Origin of the sequence: Mesorhizobium sp. M1A.F.Ca.IN.022.06.1.1, from assembly GCF_003952605.1 — a bacterium.
Lineage (GTDB): Bacteria > Pseudomonadota > Alphaproteobacteria > Rhizobiales > Rhizobiaceae > Mesorhizobium.
In genome coordinates, this window is the sequence record NZ_CP034455.1 from 1,024,312 (window position 1) to 1,041,927 (window position 17,616).

At 64.2% G+C, this 17,616-nt stretch carries 13 protein-coding genes; 8 read left to right on the forward strand and 5 right to left on the reverse strand.

Going from position 1 to position 17,616, the window contains the following annotated elements; all coding sequences use genetic code 11:
• Nucleotides 1–61 precede the first annotated feature (61 nt).
• Nucleotides 62–3,301, forward strand: coding sequence for a DUF6212 domain-containing protein (locus EJ078_RS05215; RefSeq protein ID WP_127215835.1), 3,240 nt, complete (start codon nt 62–64; stop codon nt 3,299–3,301).
• Between the two features lie 107 nt (nt 3,302–3,408).
• The gene (locus EJ078_RS05220) at nt 3,409–4,185 is read left to right on the forward strand and encodes an OmpA family protein (protein ID WP_127215836.1); all 777 of its coding nucleotides are present in this window, start codon (nt 3,409–3,411) and stop codon (nt 4,183–4,185) included.
• A 192-nt stretch (nt 4,186–4,377) separates the two neighbouring features.
• Here EJ078_RS05220 and EJ078_RS05225 read toward each other — a convergent pair whose 3' ends face one another.
• Both EJ078_RS05225 and EJ078_RS05230 read right to left on the reverse strand, forming a co-directional pair.
• Nucleotides 4,378–4,827: a DNA polymerase III subunit chi gene (locus tag EJ078_RS05225; protein WP_066995722.1), complete on the reverse strand. Its 450-nt coding sequence runs from the start codon at nt 4,825–4,827 to the stop codon at nt 4,378–4,380.
• Between the two features lie 7 nt (nt 4,828–4,834).
• Nucleotides 4,835–6,361, reverse strand: coding sequence for a leucyl aminopeptidase (locus tag EJ078_RS05230; RefSeq protein WP_127404188.1), 1,527 nt, complete (start codon nt 6,359–6,361; stop codon nt 4,835–4,837).
• 349 nt (nt 6,362–6,710) lie between these two features.
• Between EJ078_RS05230 and lptF the strand changes: the two genes are divergently transcribed.
• The 6 genes from lptF (at nt 6,711) to rsmA (ending at nt 14,512) form a co-directional block, all read left to right on the forward strand.
• Nucleotides 6,711–7,910 (forward strand): LPS export ABC transporter permease LptF, encoded by a 1,200-nt coding sequence (gene lptF, locus EJ078_RS05235; protein WP_095779171.1) that lies wholly within the window; start codon nt 6,711–6,713, stop codon nt 7,908–7,910.
• Nucleotides 7,911–7,912: 2 nt separating this feature from the next.
• Nucleotides 7,913–8,995: an LPS export ABC transporter permease LptG gene (lptG, locus tag EJ078_RS05240; RefSeq protein ID WP_127403737.1), complete on the forward strand. Its 1,083-nt coding sequence runs from the start codon at nt 7,913–7,915 to the stop codon at nt 8,993–8,995.
• The gene (locus EJ078_RS05245; protein ID WP_164750553.1) at nt 8,995–11,409 is read left to right on the forward strand and encodes an LPS-assembly protein LptD; all 2,415 of its coding nucleotides are present in this window, start codon (nt 8,995–8,997) and stop codon (nt 11,407–11,409) included. Before lptG ends, EJ078_RS05245 begins: the two co-directional genes overlap by 1 nt.
• Nucleotides 11,410–11,615: 206 nt before the next feature.
• Nucleotides 11,616–12,542, forward strand: coding sequence for a peptidylprolyl isomerase (locus tag EJ078_RS05250; RefSeq protein ID WP_127216277.1), 927 nt, complete (start codon nt 11,616–11,618; stop codon nt 12,540–12,542).
• Nucleotides 12,543–12,620: 78 nt separating this feature from the next.
• Nucleotides 12,621–13,655 carry a 4-hydroxythreonine-4-phosphate dehydrogenase PdxA gene (gene pdxA / locus EJ078_RS05255; RefSeq protein WP_127216278.1) on the forward strand — a complete coding sequence of 345 codons (1,035 nt, stop codon included), beginning with the start codon at nt 12,621–12,623 and terminating at the stop codon, nt 13,653–13,655.
• Nucleotides 13,652–14,512: a 16S rRNA (adenine(1518)-N(6)/adenine(1519)-N(6))-dimethyltransferase RsmA gene (rsmA, locus tag EJ078_RS05260; protein ID WP_127216279.1), complete on the forward strand. Its 861-nt coding sequence runs from the start codon at nt 13,652–13,654 to the stop codon at nt 14,510–14,512. Before pdxA ends, rsmA begins: the two co-directional genes overlap by 4 nt.
• 48 nt (nt 14,513–14,560) lie before the next feature.
• Here rsmA and gmk read toward each other — a convergent pair whose 3' ends face one another.
• The 3 genes from gmk to mltG form a co-directional block, all read right to left on the reverse strand.
• Nucleotides 14,561–15,235, reverse strand: a complete 675-nt coding sequence (gene gmk / locus EJ078_RS05265; protein ID WP_127216280.1) for a guanylate kinase — start codon at nt 15,233–15,235, stop codon at nt 14,561–14,563.
• A 5-nt stretch (nt 15,236–15,240) separates the two neighbouring features.
• Nucleotides 15,241–16,131: a YicC/YloC family endoribonuclease gene (locus tag EJ078_RS05270; RefSeq protein ID WP_127242093.1), complete on the reverse strand. Its 891-nt coding sequence runs from the start codon at nt 16,129–16,131 to the stop codon at nt 15,241–15,243.
• 155 nt (nt 16,132–16,286) lie between these two features.
• Complete coding sequence (mltG, locus tag EJ078_RS05275) at nt 16,287–17,516, reverse strand: endolytic transglycosylase MltG (RefSeq protein ID WP_127216282.1); 1,230 nt, start codon at nt 17,514–17,516, stop codon at nt 16,287–16,289.
• Nucleotides 17,517–17,616: the final 100 nt, after the last annotated feature.

A 17,616-nucleotide genomic window follows, 5' to 3' on the forward strand; every position in this document is an offset into this window, starting at 1 on the left:
TGGTTCGAAGACGGGCGCAATCTCTACGCCTAAGCGGCAGTCAAGCCACAAACCCCGCAGGGTGTGTGTCGTTTCCGAAGTCGAGTTCGGCTCTACGGTTACCGCTGATCCAGGGTCGGCGACGTATGCGCTGGCGCAGCACCTGGCGAAAATCGGCGACACAGTCACGCTGCTATGGGTGCCGAGCCCGCTCGGCAGCCAGCCCGACGAGCAGGAGATCGACAGGCTCGCCAAATGGAGCTTCGATAATTTCCTGGTGCGCCTCGAGCTGCTGCCGCGGTCACCCGAATTGCTGCGTGGCCTGGAGTCCAGCGACAAGAATTCCGTAGCCGTCTACCACTACCTCAAACAGAACCCCTTCGATGTCGTCTATTTCGCGCTTGAAGGCGGGCTGGCGCATTTCCCCACCGTCGCCAAGCGCACGGGTGTCTTTGCCGACCCTCCCATCCTCGTGGTGCTCGCGCATGGGCCGCTCATGTGGGATCTGGAGGCTAACGCCAGGGCGATCGAACGCAAGGAGCAGATGACCGTCGCCCATATGGAGAGGACCTCCGCCGAAACCTGCGACCATCTCGTCGTCACAGGCCAGTCCCTGCTCGACTGGATGAACAAGGCGGGGTGGAGACTGCCGGCCAGCCAGCACATCGCGACGCCGTTGGAGCCCGAGGAGTGGCGTTCGAACTTCGCCGTCGATCACTACCGGCCCCGGGAAAAACCGGCCGCCGAGGTGGTTCATTTCTCGGGCACCAAGACGCGAAGCGGACTGACGCTGTTTTGCGACGCACTGGATCGCCTGGCCGAGAATGGCGTGACGGACCTGGCCGTGACCATCGTCGGCGCATTTGGTCATGTGCTCGGCGAGCATTCGGGCGGCATGATCCTGCGGCGCGCCCGGCATTGGCCCTTCAAGCTGAAACTGCTGCCCATCCGGGACGAGCCCGAGATCTTTCGTTACCTGCGGCAAACCCATGCGCTGGTGGCAATAACGCACTCGGCCGCGCAGCTCCCGCTGGATGTGGTGACGTGCCTTGACGAGAAGATCCCGTTCGTCACGACGGACGTCGGCAGCATGCGCGGGCTGCTTCAGCCGGAGTCCGCCGAGGCGGTCATGGTGGAGGCATCCCCCTCCGCGATCGCGGCCAAGATCCAATCCGTGCTCGAGAGCCGCTCGTTCGGTCCGGCAAAACCGTTGCTTGACCGGGAAGCGCGCGAGAAGGCCTGGAGCAAACTGCACGTCAAATTGTGCCGGCATCCGGCCAGAGCCGACGGCCCAAGCCGGAACCGCAGCCGACCGCCGCTGGTATCCATCATCACGGCGCACTACAATCGGGCGCGGCTGTTGCCGCAGGCGATTGCCTCGGTCCGGCGCCAGGACTACCCCAATATCGAACTGATCGTCGTCGATGACGGCAGCACGGATCCGGATGCAATTCGGCTGCTCAATGACATCGAGCCCGAGTTCGAGCAGCGCGGCTGGCGGATCATCTGGCAGAAGAACGGCTTCCTCGGCAAAGCGCGCAACACCGGTATTCGCGCCGCCAAGGGGTCCTTTATCCTGTTCCTGGACGACGACAACGCTCTCTTCCCCAACGCCGTCAGCACGTTTGTGGCCGGCATGCAAAAGTCCGGCGCCGATATCTGCACGACTTTCGCCAAATGGCTCAACGAGCCTTTCGTGCCGCCGGACACCAAGAGCGGCTATATGCTCTACTTTCCGGTCGGCGGTCCGCCGGACATCGCGCTGATTACCAATCCGTATGGCGACGCCAACGCGATGTTCCGGCGCGAGGTGTTCGACAAGGTTGGCTACCTCAACGAGGAGCGCGGCTTTTCGGCGAGCGATTGGGAATTCTTCCTGCGCGCCGATCTCGCGGGTCTGGAAATCGTCACCGTTCCGGAGCCGCTGTACTGGTACCGGTCTTCGCCGGCCGGCATGAACCGCAATGCCGAGTGGCTGAGGAATCGCCGGCCGATCATCGATGTGTTTCGAAAGCACAAGTTCGCGCACACCGACATGTTCGTACAGCTCGGCATCAGCTCGAACACTGCCGATCATGAGAAGGACCTCAACCTCTGGAATCTTGAACTGCGCGTCAAGGACGAACGGTATCTGCGGCTGAGCGCAGCCCCCCCCAACTCCGCGGACGCAGTGCAGTTGCTGGCCGAGATTGCGGCGCGAGAAGGCAGGGCCGACACGGCCATTTCGCTGCTCGCTCACGCCGGACGGTCCGACTTCACGCTGGGCGTCGTCGAACTGCTCAACGCCGCCGCTGAAGAAACAGTGCCGGAACTCCATTCCTCGCTCTACAGCGAGCGCTACCTCCCGGTCGAAGCCCTGCGCCGCGCCTATGTTGGCTCGCATCCGGCTGCCGATGCGGATCTCTTGAGCTATGTCGAGCAGTCGCCGGACCAGCTGTTTGTCCAAGCCACCGCCGGCACCGTCTCAATGGCGCTGCTGAAGGGCGTCTGTCCGGCGGGGACGATCAGCGCCAGCTGCTGGGTCTATCTCGATGAGGCACTGACCGCACCGGCGCAGTTCCAGATCGCGATCGTGGACGCGGAAAACCAGACCTTTGACCAGCTCGCCCGGCTCCTCGAGGATGGCGACGGGAACGGTTGGGCCGATGTCAGCCGCCCGCATGAACCACGCGAGATCGCAACGGGCGTCCACTCGCCTGCTCCCGGCAGACGCGACCTGCTGCTCGCCGTCAGATGCGGCGGCAATCGGCCGGACGCTCGGGTGCTCGGGGGCTTTTCAAGCATTCAGGTCCGAAATGTGGTTTCGACCGGCGGGAAGCACCCGCGTCTCAACGCGCCGCAAGAACGTCAACGCATGCGGCGGCTGACCGGCGAAGAGCTGAAGCGCGCAGCGCTTGTAACGAACTATCCGTCCGAGTTGCCGGCATTGCTGGTCGCCGGGGACAATGGCGGTATCTTTTTGCGGCCGAGCATCCATGGCCCGGTTGTCGCCGCCCTCAATTCGACTTTCCCGACCTTTGCCCGCAGTGTCATCGCTACGGTGGAGATCGCCCACGAGGATGCCTCGCCGTTCGAATTCGCCATGGCGCTGGGCCGGCCGGAAGAAAAACTGGGCTGGAAAAACGACACGCCGGTCGGCGCGCTGGCATTCTCCGGATGGACGCGGATTTCGAAACCTTTCGAGTTGCACGATTTGAAGGTTTCCGTCCGGGAGATCGACCGCAAATGGCTGACCATCTATCTGGCCATCAAACTGCCGCGCGGTTCGAAGCCGATGCCGTCCAACGCCTTTTGGCGCAAATTGCTGCTCGTCTGGGACTGAAGGGCGGGAGCCCGCCAATCGCGCGAACGTGACCTTTCATGGGTGCGATTCAAGAGTGCGAAGTGCGATAAGAACAGATCGGGTCAGTTTGGAAGGGCGCCAAAGAAATGAAAAGTATTGTCGGCCTTGTCCTGGGCCTTTTCATCATTCCCGTCAGCACCGCATTTTTCACAGCCGCCGCCCAGGAGCGCGACGTCGGGCCGAAGTGCACCCAGTGGAACTCGTACCGCGTCCTGTTCAAAAAGGGCGACAGCAAGATTTCCGACGAAACCGCGAAAGGGCTGGCGGCATTCGTCAAGGACGCCGGTCGCGATTGCGGCTACCGGCTCTACGCGACGGCCAGCAAGGAAGGCGCGTACGACAAGGCGGACAGCATTGCCGGCCAAAGGCTGAACGCCACACGCGCGTTTTTGAAAGCGCAGGGCGTCAAGCCCGAAATGGTGCTGGCGCTTTCTCATTGGGTCGACGATCGCGCCAGCGATAGGAACCAGGCGCGGAGCGCTATCCTGTATACCTTGCCGAAGCAAGGGATCTCCTGCCGGCAGTATGAAAAGCGAAGCCCTGCCCAGGTCGCCCTCTTCTTCGACAGCAGATCCTCGGTGATTTCACCCCCGGTCAAACGCGACCTCGAGAAGTTCGCCAACAGCATCAAGGATACGCGTTGCAACGTGGAACTGACGGCATTGGCCGCCAAGGAGATCACGGGCGCCAATGCGGCAAAGACGAACAAGGACCTGGCCAAGCAACGGATCAAGGCGATCATGGACATCATGACCGCGATTGGCATCGACAGCGACCGCCTCATCGATACGAATGTTGAGTATGTCGGCGACAAGAAGCCGAATACCGCCAAAAATCGCATGGCCACCGCATCGCTGATGTAGCGCGCCTGCCGCCGGCGAATGTTACGACTTTTGACGCCACCCGTGCTCGGAGGGGAAATGTCCGTCGAGCAAATCAAGAAGACTTGTCTAGAGGGTCAAGTGCATATCGCCGGCCAAATCCACCGACGGGCGAAGGACCTTCCGCCCAGCACGAAAATCAACAAGGCGACGATCAGCGACCGCTGATTACCCTCACGCCTTGCGCTCCCAGCGACGGTCGGGCGTCTGCTGCCAGTAGGTCACCGCGTGGCCGGCTTCCTTCATCGTCTTCCAGTGGCTGCGCGCGCCTTCGAGCTGCGCCGCGTCGTGGCCGTCGAACAGGAAGACGGCGCGCTCGTAGCCGGAAAGCTCGGGCGGGTGCGCACCATCGACCAGGAAGCGTATCTGGGCAGCGTTGGGGTTGCCCTCCCCCGTGGTGAGCAGGATCGGCTGCTCGGCCGGATAGGCTTCGCGGTCGGTGGCGTGCGCGAGGAAGGAGTCGTCGCGAAACGTCCACAAATGCTGGTCGAGCGCGTCCCGCCGTTCCTCCGTGCCGGTCTGCACGACCGCGCGCCAGCCGCGCTCGACACTGCGCTCGAGCAGGCCCGGCAGGGCTTCCTCAAGCGTCGATTCGGTCAGGTGGTAGAACAGGATGTCGGCCACGACAGCCTTACCCTTCGTAATGGTCGCGTACCAGCCTATCGAGCAGCCGCACGCCAAAGCCGGAGCCCCAGGATTGGTTGATCTCGCTCGCCGGCGCGCCCATCGCGGTGCCGGCGATGTCGAGATGCGCCCAGGGGGTGTCCTTGACGAAACGCTGCAGGAACTGCGCGGCGATGATGGCGCCGCCATAGCGGCCGCCGATGTTCTTCATGTCGGCGTTCTTGGACTCGATCAGCTTGTCGTATTCGGCGCCAAGCGGCATGCGCCACAGCCGCTCCTGCGTCGCTTGGCCGGCGCCGAAAAGCCTGCCGGCCAACTCGTCATTGTTGGAAAACAGGCCGGCATAGTGCTGGCCAAGCGCGACCATGATGGCGCCGGTCAGCGTCGCCAGATTGACCATGAATTTCGGCTTGAAGCGATCGTTGGTGTACCAGAGCGCATCGGCGAGCACCAAGCGGCCTTCTGCGTCGGTGTTCAAGACCTCGATGGTCTGGCCCGACATCGAGGTGACGATGTCGCCCGGGCGTTGCGCATGGCCGTCGACAGCGTTCTCGACCAGGCCGATGACGCCGACGATATTGGCCTTGGCCTTGCGGGCGGCCAACGCACGGATCAGCCCGGTGACCGCGGCGGCTCCGCCCATGTCGCCCTTCATGTCCTCCATGCCGGAGGCCGGCTTCATTGAATTGCCGCCCGTGTCGAAGGTGACGCCCTTGCCGATGAAGGCGATCGGCGCGTCCTTGGCCTTGCCGCCCTTCCATTGCATGACGGCCATGCGGGCGCCGCGCGGCGAGCCCTGCGCGACGCCAAGCAGCGAGCCCATGCCGAGCCTTTTCATCTCCTTCTCGGTGAGGATCTCGACCTCGACCCCGAGCCCTTCCAGTTCCTTCGCGCGAGCGGCGAACTCGACCGGACCGAGCGTATTGGCCGGCTCGTTGACGAGATCGCGCGCAAGCAGCACGCCTTCGATAACCGCCTCTTCCGCGGCGAAGGCCTTTTTGGCGGCGGAAGGGTCGGCGCAGTGGATGGTTATCTTGGCCGGCTTTGCGGTTTCGGCCTTTTTGCTCTCCGCCCCCTTCGCGTCGGATTGGCCGTCTTCCTTGTCCTTCCTGGTCTTGTATTTGTCGAAGCCGTAGCTGCGCAGGAGGATGCCGGCGGCAAGGTGCGCCGCCTGCCTGCCGTCCGGCTGGAGGTCCGGAAGATCGAGGATGACAGCGACTTCCACAGCCTTGCGCAGCGCGGCGGCAACCGCGCCGCCGAGCTTCAGCCAGGCGTAGTCGTCGAGGCTTGCGACCTTGCCGGCGCCGACGGCCACCAGCCGGTCGACAGAGGTTCCCTCCGGTGCCAGCACTTCCACCGAGCTCGCGAACTTGCCGGAGAAATCGGCGACCGGAAACGCGCGCGCCAATGCGCCAGCCGGGTCGCAGGCCTTCGCGGCATCGCCAAGGCCGCCGCCGTCGGCCGCAAGCACGAAGACGCTGCCTTTTTTGGGCGCGGCGAATTTGGCGAAGGCAATCGAAGGTCTCGAAGTCATCAGATCCTGCTTCCGGGGTGAGGCGCCGCGAACCGGCTTTTGAGCGTGCGCGACATTTGGTCGTTTTCGGCCATTTGGCAAGACTTTGGCCGAAATCGCTGTCTATATCGGCGCCGAAACCAACCAAGGATTCGTCGCGGCGGAACGCAAGCTTTATGCCGCAACCTGTTGTTAACCATCAATGTTTCCCATTTCTTATTCATTGACGCGGAGACTCCGCCGCGCCGGGCGCGTGGCGTGGAGAGGACAAACCAGATGAGCCGCCTATGGACGCGGTTGTGCAGGCGTCGGCGGATGACTACGTTGTCGGCGGGCATGATGCCGTTCGGCACAATCGAGAAAAGCCTTCATGAAGGTCGTTGAACGCTACATCATGCGTCGCGCTACGGCGATGTTCCTGGCGGCGCTGGCGTGGACACTGGCGATCGTGTGGACGACGCAGGTGCTCGCCAAGATCGACTTGGTCACCGACAGTGGCCAGTCGGCGTTGACCTTCTTCGAAGTCGCGGCCCTGATCATCCCCTCGATCGTCCCGATCGTGGTGCCGTTCGCGCTGGTGGTCGCGGTGGCGCAGACGCTGAGCGCCATGAACACGGATTCGGAGCTGGCGGTGATCAACGCCGCGGGCGCCTCGCGTTGGGCGATCGCGCGGCCGATCCTTCTGCTGGCGCTGGCGGCCAGCGTCTTTTCCTTTGCCGTCGATAACGGCGTCGATCCCTATGCCAGGCAGAAGAACCGGCAGCTGGTGGCGGCCTCGCGCGCCGACCTTCTGTCACTGATCATCCAGGAAGGCACCTTCCGTAAGATCGACGACGGCCTGTTCCTGCAGATCGGCGAACGGCTCCCCGACAACAAGCTCGGCGGCATCTTCGTCGCCGATTCGCGCGAGGAAGGCGCCAACCTCACCTATTACGCAAAGACCGGCAGCATCGTCGAAAAAGGCGACGAGAAGGTGCTGATGATGAATGACGGCGTCATCAACCGCAAATCGGTGACCGGCGACCTTTCCGTCATCCGTTTCACCTCCTACGCCTTCGACCTGTCGGCCTTCATGTCGGCGGCGAACGAGATCACGCTGCTGCCCAAGGACCGGACGACGCCATACCTGCTCGACCCGGATCCCAACGACAAGATGTACCAGCGCAATCCGGGCAGCTATACGGCCGAGGTCAACCAGCGCTTCTCCGAATGGTCTTATTCGCTGGTCTTCGCGCTGATCGCGCTTGCGGTCGCAGGCGACGCGCGCTCGCACCGCGAGGCGCGCATCCATCCGCTGATCACCGCAATCGCAATTGCCCTTTTCGTCCGCTGGCTTGGCTTCTTCGCCGCCGGCAAGGCCGACAAGGTTTGGTACTACGCTTATATGGTCTACGCCGTTCCGATCGTGGCGTCGGCGGTCTCCGCCTGGTTCATCGTATCGTCGCGGAGCATGGAACTGCCCGCCGCCTGGGCCGACTGGATGACGAATCTCGCCGGCCGCGTCAGCGAGGGCTGGACGGCGCTCAAGCTGTGGCTCGCCCGGCGCGGCACCTCCGGCCAGGGAGCCTGACGATGGGCTGGACGCTGGGCCGCTATTTCTTCTTCCGCTACGTGTCGATCACCATCTGGTTCTTCCTCGGCCTTTTGGCGCTGGTGTTCCTGATTGATTTCACCGAACTCTCGGGCCGCACGACCGGACTGCCGGGCTTCACCTACGGCACCGCCTTCGCTATTTCGGCGCTCAGGATGCCGATGATCATGCTGCAGACGGTGCCTTTCGTCGGGCTGTTTTCGGCGATGGCAACGCTGGTGTCGCTCAACCGCCGCTACGAGCTTGTCATCGCGCGCTCGGCCGGGGTTTCGGCCTGGCAGTTCCTGTTCCCGTGCTGCGTCGGCGCGCTGATGTTCGGCCTGTTGTCGGTCGGCGTGCTCAACCCGATCGCCGCGCACGGCTTTTCCTGGTCGGAGCAGATGGAAAACCAGTTGCGCGCCGGCAAGTCGAATTCCGTCGCGGAGGACACGACGCCCTGGCTGAGGCAAAAGACCAACTCCGGCGACACCATCATCGGCGCCCGGGCCATCCTCAACCAAGGACTGGAGATGGCGGACGCGGTATTCTTCGTCCTCGACCAGCAGGGCAACATCGTCGAGCGCAAGGACGCCGCGCGCGCCTTCCTGCGCGACGGCTACTGGGAATTGCAGGACGTCAAGCTGTTCAAGGACGGCAACATCCGTGCCGAGACCTCCGACCGCGTGGCCACCAACCTCAAGCCGGAATTCGTGCAGGAACGCCTGGCGCGCCCGGAAACCATCCCGTTCTACGATCTGCCGGCAAAGATCGAGGTTGCCCGCTCCTTCGGCCTCAAGGCAAATGCCTTCGCCATGCAGTTTGATTCGCTGGTGGCGCTGCCGTTCCTCCTCGTCGCCATGACGCTGATTGCGGCAACAGTTTCAATGCGATTTGCGCGGATGGGGCAGTCGGCGACGATGATTCTGGGTGGCGTCCTGGCCGGCTTTCTGCTTTATGTCGTTTCGGTACTGGTCAAGGCATTCGGGGTCGCCGGATTCGTGCCTACAATGGTGGCTGCATGGGTTCCGGTTGTCGTGGCTATGTTCTTCGGGGTGACTTTTCTGCTATACAAGGAAGACGGCTAGTGAGGGAGGCTGGTTTGCGCAGCCATAGGCAGGCCGGCCTGGCACGCCTTTATGGGGCGACAGCCTTGGCATGTTTGTTCGCTTGCGTGGTACCGACGGTGCCGGCGCTGGCGCAGACCATCACGGCGAAGCCTGTTCCCTCCGGCACACAGATGCTGCTGGCCGCCGATACGCTCGTCTATGACAACGACAAGCACACGGTGACGGCCGTCGGCGGCGTGCAGATCGACTATGGCGGCAACAAGCTCGTCGCCCAGCGCGTGGTGTACAACCGCGACACCAAGCGCCTCGTCGCCAGCGGCGCCGTCGAGCTCATCAACAGCGACGGCACCAAGATCAATTCCGAGCATATCGACATCACCGACGATTTCGCCGACGGCTTCGTGAACGCGCTGCGCGTCGAGACCGTCGAGAAGGCCTATTTCGCCGCCGAAAGCGCCGAGCGCATGGGCGGCGTGCTGACGACATTCCACAACGGCATCTACACCGCTTGCGAGCCCTGCGAGGACAAGCCCGACTCGGCGCCGACATGGCGCGTCAAGGCGAGAAAGATCATCTGGAACGGCGAGAAGAAGACGGTTCGCTTTGAGAATGCGAATTTCGAGTTCTTCGGCTATCCGCTTGCCTATTTGCCAGCCTTCGAAATCGCCGACCCGACGGTCAAGCGCAAGAGCGGCTTCTTGATCCCCGGCATCGTCTACAACAACAACCTCGGCGTCGGGCTCAAAGTACCCTACTATTTCGCGCTCTCGCCGACCTATGATCTGACCGTCACCGGCAGCGGCTTCACCAAGCAGGGCTTCCTCGGCGAGGCCGAATGGCGTCAGCGCTTCAACAATGGCGAATACAGCCTGAAAATCGCCGGCATCAATCAGCAGGATCCGGACGCCTTCATCGGCACGGGCAATCGCTTTACCGTCGATTCGGGAGAGCCAAACGATCCCAATAAGTTCCGCGGCATGATGGGCACCAAGGGCCAGTTCGCCATCAACGAGCGCTGGAACTTCGGCTGGGACGTGCTGCTGCAGACCGACAAGAATTTTTCGCGCACCTATAACATCGACGGCTACAACGACCTCGTCCACCAGTCGTCGATCTATCTGACGGGCCTGAGCGACCGTAATTATTTCGACGTCAGGGCAATGCGGTTCGAGGTGCAGGAAGACACACTGTCCAGCGACCCGACGGCGCGCTCCGCCAAGCAGCCCTGGGTCCTGCCGTCGTTCGACTACGCCTATATTCCCGACATGTCGGTGGCGGGCGGGCAGTTGTCGCTCAACGTCAATGCGCGGGTCATCAGCCGCGACCGGCTGGACGCGGTGCTGGCCGATCCGCTCGACGACAATTCCATCAACAACGTGCGCGGCCTCGAGGGCCAGTCCAGCCGGTTGACGGCGGAAGCCGAATGGAAGCGCACCTTCACCACCGATGACGGACTACAGCTGACGCCGTTGCTCGCCTTCCGTGGCGACGCCGGCTATGTGTCGACCACATCCGAATCGCTGGCGGCGGTCAACCAGATGGCGGCGAATCTCGGCGAGGATGTCGACATGCGCTCCTCGCTCGCCCGCTACATGGCCACGCTCGGCCTGGAGATGCGCTGGCCGCTCCTGTTCTCGATGTCGAACTCCAGTCATGTCCTGGAGCCGACAGCGCAGATCTTCGTGCGGCCGAACGAGCAATATGTCGGCGGGCTGGCCATTCCGAACGAGGACGCGCAGAGCTTCGTCTTCGACGCCACGACCTTGTTCGAACGCGACAAGTTCTCCGGCTACGATCGCATCGAAGGCGGCACGCGCGCCAATGTCGGCTTCCGCTACTCCGGCGCCTATGGAAACGGCTGGGGCACCAACGCCATCTTCGGCCAGTCCTACCAACTGGGCGGCGAGAACTCCTTCGACGCGCCGGACCTCGTCAATGTCGGCGCCTATTCGGGCCTGCAGACCGCAAAGTCCGACTATGTCGGCCTCATCGGCTTCAACAGCCCGAGCGGCTTCTCCGGCTCGCTCAGCGGCCGGTTCGACGAGCAGACATTCGAGGTCAGGCGCGCGGAGATCAAGGCGGCCTATTCCGGCCTGCCGGTTTCGCTCAGCGCCAAATATGCCTTCATCCAGGCGCAGCCGCTCTACGGCTTCGCCACGGACCGCCACGAGGTCACGCTCGGAGCCTCTACGCACCTGGCCGAGAGCTGGCGGGTCTTCGGCACCGGCACCTACGACCTGGAGACAAGCGTCCTGGTTAAGGACGGCGTCGGCTTCGCCTATAACGATTCCTGCTTCACCTATGTGATGACGTTCTCGCAGACGCGCGATACGGTCACCAAGGAGGTGTCGCAGAATATCGGCTTCAACCTGTCGTTCCGCACGCTCGGCGATTTCGGCTCGTCGACCAGCGGCGTCGACACGATCCAGTAAGCGGAGGCAGCGCCGGTCACGGCGTGCGCCGTCGCTGGCGTGAAGCTTGGTTTGGCGCGTGATCCTTCGAAAGTGGGGCCGATTCTCGGGGTCATGCGCCGGCGACATTGTTTCGCCGCATAGGACGGGCATGGGGTCGACCACGTAGCGCATGCGTTCGGAGGACGTGCGGCGCCGTCGTGGCGGATAGGAATTGGGAAGGTGAGATGAGGAAATACCTGTTTTCGGCAGGATTCGCGCTGCTGCTGGCGGCGACCTCGGTTTCGATCGCGGCAATGACGCCGCCGGCATTCGCCAGCCAGATCAAATATGTCGTCAACAACATACCGATCACCACCGGCGACATCGCCCATCGCGCCGCATTCTTCAAGCTGCAGCGCAAGAAAGGCGACGCGGCCAAGGAAATGATCGACCAGACGCTGCGGCTTGCCGAGGCCAAGCGGCTCGGCATCCGCATCACCGACCAGCAGGTCGACGCCGCCTATCAGCGTTTTGCCTCCAACAACAAGATGCCGCTCGCGAAGCTCGACGCCGTCATGGCGCAGTCGGGCGTCACCAAGGAGCATTTCAAGGAGTTCATCCGCGCGCAGATGGCCTGGAACCAGGCGCTTGGCGCGCGCTACCGCTCCGGCGAGGGTGGCTCGGTGACCGAGCAGGACGCGGTCCGCCGCATGCTCGACAAGGGCGGCTCCAAGCCGAGCGCCACGGAATATATGCTGCAGCAGGTCATCTTCGTGGTGCCTGCTTCCGAGCGCTCGGCCACGCTCGCCAAGCGCAAGCGCGAGGCCGACGCCATGCGTGCCCGCTTCAATGGCTGCAACACCACGCGCGAATTCGCCAAGGGGCTGATCGACGTCACGGTGCGCGATCTCGGCCGCGTGCTGGCGCCGCAATTGCCGTCGGACTGGGCCGAACAGATCAAGGCGACCAAGGTCGGAGGGGCGACGCCGACGCGCGAGACCGAACGCGGCGTCGAGTTCATCGGTATCTGTTCCTCGCGCGAGGTTTCCGATGACAAGGCCGCCCAGATGGTGTTCCAGGCCGAAGGCGGCAGCAACGACAAGGACGCCGACGAGCTCAGCAAGAAATATGTCGAGGAACTGCGCAAGAAGGCCACCATCGTCGAGCGATAGGCCGTTTCGGCGCATGACAGAACAAGGCTCGAGTCACCCGCCCTGCTTCGAAGCAGGTATGGCGCCCCGCGTGACGCCATGAGCGCAGGTAGGACCGATGCGCCGCTGGCGCTCAGCGTCGGCGATCCATCCGGCATCGGGCCCGAGATCGCCATCACCGCCTGGCAGGCGGGCGACAGCGCCGGCGTGCCGCCCTTCTACCTGCTCGCCGACCCTGCCCTGATCAAGGCGCGGGCGCGCGAGATCGGGGCCAACGTGGCGATCATGGAGACCTTGCCGGGGCAAGCGGCACATCACTTTCCCCGCGCACTGCCCGTTGTCCCACTCTACGCCCGGCATCTGGACAGTCCCGGAAAGCCGAATTCGGCCAATGCCGCGGGCACCATCGAAGCGATCGACCGCGCCGTCGCCGACTGCCTCGCCGGCCGCGCCGCCGCAGTGGTCACCTGTCCCATTGCCAAGAAGCCGCTCTACGACACCGGCTTTCGCTTTCCCGGCCACACCGAATACCTGGCGCATCTGGCCTCGCGCCACACCGGCGCCGAGGTGACGCCGGTGATGCTGCTTGCCGGGCCCGAATTACGCACGGTTCCGGTCACCATCCACATCGCGCTTGCCGAGGTGCCGAAGGTTCTGACGAGCGAGCTGATCGTGGCCACAGGACGTATCACCGCGGCCGACCTCGAGAGCCGCTTCGGCATCGCGCGGCCCAGGCTCGCCATAGCCGGGCTCAATCCGCATGCCGGGGAAGGCGGCGCGATGGGCACGGAGGATCTGTCGATTGTCCTGCCTGCGGTCGAGGCGCTTCAGGCCGAGGGCATCGATGCTGTCGGGCCGTTGCCGGCCGACACGATGTTCCATCCGCAGGCACGCGCCGGCTATGACGCAGCCCTTTGCATGTATCACGACCAGGCGCTGATCCCGGCCAAGACGCTGGCCTTCGACGAGGCTGTCAATGTGACGCTCGGCCTGCCCTTCATCCGCACCTCGCCGGACCACGGCACGGCGTTCGACATCGCCGGCAAGGGCATTGCACGCGCCGACAGCCTGATCGCGGCGTTGAGGCTGGCTCGCCGCCTCGCCGACAGCGGCCGCCGGACTGCGGCGGCATGAGGCTCGATTTGACCGGGGGGCGCACGACCATCGACGGATTGCCGCCGCTGCGCGAGGTGATCGAGCGCCACGGTTTGCAGGCGAAGAAGGCGCTCGGTCAGAACTTCCTGCTCGACCTCAATCTGACCAGCAAGATCTCGCGCGCGGCCGGCGACCTCAGCGAGACGACCGTGATCGAGGTCGGGCCCGGCCCCGGCGGGCTGACCCGGGCGCTGCTCTTCAACGGCGCCAAACGCGTGATCGCCGTCGAGCGCGACGAGCGCTGTCTGGAAGCGTTGGCGCAGGTGTCCGGCCATTATCCCGGCCGGCTCGAGGTCATTCCCGGCGATGCGCTGAAGACGGATTTTGCCGCGCTTGCCGGCACGACGGGCGGCAGCCCGGTGAAGATCGCCGCCAACCTGCCCTACAACATCGGCACGGAGCTTCTGATCCGCTGGCTGACGACGGCCGACTGGCCGCCCTTCTACCAATCGATGACGCTGATGTTCCAGCGCGAGGTGGCCGAGCGCATCACAGCAAGCCCGGGCAGCGACGCCTATGGCCGGCTTGGCGTGCTTGCCGGCTGGCGCACCGAGGCAAAGATCGTCTTCGACGTGCCGCCGCAGGCTTTCACTCCGCCGCCGAAGGTCACGTCCTCGGTGGTGCATCTGGTGCCGCGTGCATCTCCCCTGCCCACCGACGGCAAGAGGCTGGGGCGCATCACCGAAGCCGCCTTCGGCCAGCGCCGCAAGATGCTGCGGCAAAGCGTGAAGAGCTTGGGCGGAGAGGCCCTGCTCACCCGCGCCGGCATCGACCCGACGCGCCGGGCCGAGACGCTGAGTGTGGAAGAGTTCGTAAGGTTGACGAACGCGCTGTAGCCCGCCGGCCTTCTTCTCCCCTTGTGGGAGAAGGGGAGGCACTGCCTCTCACTCCGTCTTCTCGTCCAGCAAGCCCGAGATGAAATCGAACAGGCCCGGCCGACGGTCGCGGCGCAGGCGCTCGGCTGTAACGATTGCACGCACCTCGGCAAAGGCGCGGTCGAGATCGTCGTTGACGATGACGAAGTCATATTCCTTCCAGTGCTCGATCTCGACGCGGGCATTCTTCAGCCTGGTCTCGATGACCTGCTCCTGGTCCTCGGCGCGGCGCTTCAGGCGCGCCTTCAACTCCTTCATCGAAGGCGGCAGGATGAAGATCGAGACAATGTCGGCGCGCATCTTCTCCTTAAGCTGCTGGGCGCCCTGCCAGTCGATGTCGAACAGCATGTCGCGGCCTTCGGCAAGTGCTGCCTCGGCCGGCTCGCGCGGCGTCGCATAGAAATTGCCGTGCACCTCGGCCCATTCGAGCAGCGCGTCGGAATCGCGCAGCCGTTCGAACTCGCGCATGGTGCGGAAAAGATAATGGACGCCCTCGATCTCCGAGCCGCGACGCGGCCTGGTGGTGACGGAGACCGACAGCTCCAGGCTCGAATCGCTTTCCAGAAGATTGCGCGCAATCGTCGACTTGCCGGCGCCCGACGGCGACGACAGCACCAGCATCAGCCCGCGGCGGCGGATGCGGGACCCCAGATCCCTGGAGGCCGTAGGCTCCTTGGCAACCATCCCCGTCACTCCAGATTCTGAACCTGCTCGCGAAACTGGTCGACCACCGCCTTGAGCTCCAGCCCGATCGCGGTGACCGCGGCGGCATTCGACTTGGAACACAAGGTATTCGATTCGCGATTGAATTCCTGCGCCAGAAAATCGAGCTTGCGGCCGACGGCGCCGCCGCTGGAAAGCAGCGCGCGGCCTGATGCGACATGCGTCTTCAGCCGGTCGATCTCCTCGCGGATATCGGCCTTGGTGGCGAGGAAGGCCGCTTCCTGATGCAGACGGACCGCGTCGAGATTGGCCGACGCATCCATCAGCAGGCGGACCTGTTCGGTGATGCGCTCGCGGATCGCCGCCGGCTCGCGCGACGGGTCGGCCTCGGCCTTCAGCGTCAGCGCCTCGATGGCGTCGATATGGCCGGACAACAACTTGCGCAGCGCGGCACCTTCGCTCTGCCTTGCCTGCTCCAATCCGGCCAGCGCCATGTCCAGCGCCGACAGGATCGTCGCGTCGAGGGCGGCGCGCTCCTCCTCGGTCTCGACCGTCTCCAGGATGTCGAGCACGCCGCGCAGCGCCAGCAGACCGTCAGCCGTCGCCGGCGCGGTGCCGAACTGCTCCTGGAGGCGCTTGGCCAGTCCCGCCAGGTCCTTCAGGAACGCCTCGTTGACCACCGGCTGCGCCTGCTGGGCGGCGGCGCGCGCGACAGTCAGCGTTGCCTGGAAATTGCCGCGCGCGAAGCGCTTCTGCACGGTCTGCCTTACAGCGGGCTCCAGCCGGTCGAAACCCTGCGGCAGCCTCAGCCTGACCTCGACGCTCTTGCCGTTGACCGATTTGACTTCCCAGGCGATCGACGTGCCGTCGAGCTCAGCGACGGCTCGCGCGAAACCGGTCATGCTCTGCACGTTCATGATGCGTGTCACCCCTTGACGCAGGCCCGGCGCGATTGCCCGAGCATGCGCCCCTAGCAAGACGCCGGACCTCTGGCCAGCGTCGGATGTCCCCTCAAAACATGAATACGGCCCGGCGTCAAAGGAGGCGGGCCAGATCCGGCAATCAGCGCGGCCTACTGGGCCGCGTCGCCATTTTCGCCGCTGGCGCCTGCACTGGCACCGTCGTCGGGAGTGGCCGGCGCCGTCGTCTGGCCGGAGGCCTTGGCCGCCGCATCGGCCTGCTTCTTCTGCACCGCCCGATAGCGGGCGACGTTCTGGTTGTGCTCTTCCAACGTCGCGGCAAAGACATGGCCGCCATTGCCGTCGGCGACGAAATAAAGGTCGTCGGTCTTCGACGGATTGGCCACCGCCTCGAGTGCGGCGCGGCCCGGATTGGCGATCGGCGTCGGCGGCAGGCCCTTGATCAGATAGGTGTTATACGGCGTCTGCTTCTCGATGTCGGACTGATAGATCGGCCTGTCGGCCGGTTTGCCCTTGCCGCCGAACAGGCCGTAGATGATGGTCGGATCCGACTGCAGCCGCATGCCCTTGGCGAGCCGGTTGAGGAAGACCGCGGCCACGCGCGAGCGCTCGTCGCCCCTGCCCGTCTCCTTCTCGACGATCGAGGCCAGGATGACGAAGTCCTCCATATTGGCGATCGGCAGGTCGGGCGCGCGATGCGTCCAGACGTCCTCGACCAGCTTCTTTTGGTCCGCGACCAGCTTGTCGACCATCTGCTGCCGGGTGGCGCCCCGCGTGAAGCGCAGCGTGTCGGTCGCGATGCTGCCCTCGGGCGGCATGGCCGCCGGCATGTCGCCGGTCAGCGCCTCCTGCTCGGCCACGCGCTGCAGCGCCTGCTCAACCGTGAGCCCCTCTGGGATGGTCAGCGAATACATTACCGACTTGCCGCTCTTGAACAGCTCCATGATGTCGCGCATCGAGGCGCGCGGCTTGATGGCGTATTCGCCGGCCTTCAGCGCGGAATCGTTGCCTGTGGCACGCACCCCCAGCCTGAAGATGCGCGCATCGCTGACCAGGCCGCGCCGCTCCAGCTGGTCGGCGATCTCCTGAACGCCGGTGTTCGGCTTGACCATGAAGGTGTCGCCATTGGCCGACGGACCCGGCTCAATGAAGGCCTGCATGCCGAAATAGAGTGCGGCACCCGAGGCAAGCACGACCAGGATGACCAACGAAAGGAAGAAATTCAGGAATACGACGACCTGGCTGCGCGACGCGCGCGAGCGTTTTGACGGCGGCGGCGTGCCAGCCTCGGGGCGCAGCGCCTCGGCGGCTGTCTTGGGCACGATCGGTCCTTGCGCCTGACGCTGTCCGAATTCTCCACCGCCGCCCGGATTTGTATTCATGGCGCCCTACCGTCTGATCTTGCAACGAATCCCCTAGCCGAAGTGTAGGGGCAAATTTGGCAAAAATGACGGCAGGCGGCGGACCTGCCGGTAGGCTGAA

Excerpts from the sequence above, each read along its gene's own strand:
- EJ078_RS05220 (WP_127215836.1), top strand. The coding sequence starts at position 3,409 with ATGAAAAGTATTGTCGGCCTTGTCCTGGGCCTTTTCATCATTCCCGTC.
- EJ078_RS05230 (WP_127404188.1), bottom strand. The coding sequence starts at position 6,361 with ATGACTTCGAGACCTTCGATTGCCTTCGCCAAATTCGCCGCGCCCAAA.
- lptF (WP_095779171.1), top strand. The coding sequence starts at position 6,711 with ATGAAGGTCGTTGAACGCTACATCATGCGTCGCGCTACGGCGATGTTC.
- lptG (WP_127403737.1), top strand. The coding sequence starts at position 7,913 with ATGGGCTGGACGCTGGGCCGCTATTTCTTCTTCCGCTACGTGTCGATC.
- EJ078_RS05250 (WP_127216277.1), top strand. The coding sequence starts at position 11,616 with ATGAGGAAATACCTGTTTTCGGCAGGATTCGCGCTGCTGCTGGCGGCG.
- pdxA (WP_127216278.1), top strand. The coding sequence starts at position 12,621 with ATGAGCGCAGGTAGGACCGATGCGCCGCTGGCGCTCAGCGTCGGCGAT.
- rsmA (WP_127216279.1), top strand. The coding sequence starts at position 13,652 with ATGAGGCTCGATTTGACCGGGGGGCGCACGACCATCGACGGATTGCCG.
- gmk (WP_127216280.1), bottom strand. The coding sequence starts at position 15,235 with ATGGTTGCCAAGGAGCCTACGGCCTCCAGGGATCTGGGGTCCCGCATC.
- EJ078_RS05270 (WP_127242093.1), bottom strand. The coding sequence starts at position 16,131 with ATGAACGTGCAGAGCATGACCGGTTTCGCGCGAGCCGTCGCTGAGCTC.
- mltG (WP_127216282.1), bottom strand. The coding sequence starts at position 17,516 with ATGAATACAAATCCGGGCGGCGGTGGAGAATTCGGACAGCGTCAGGCG.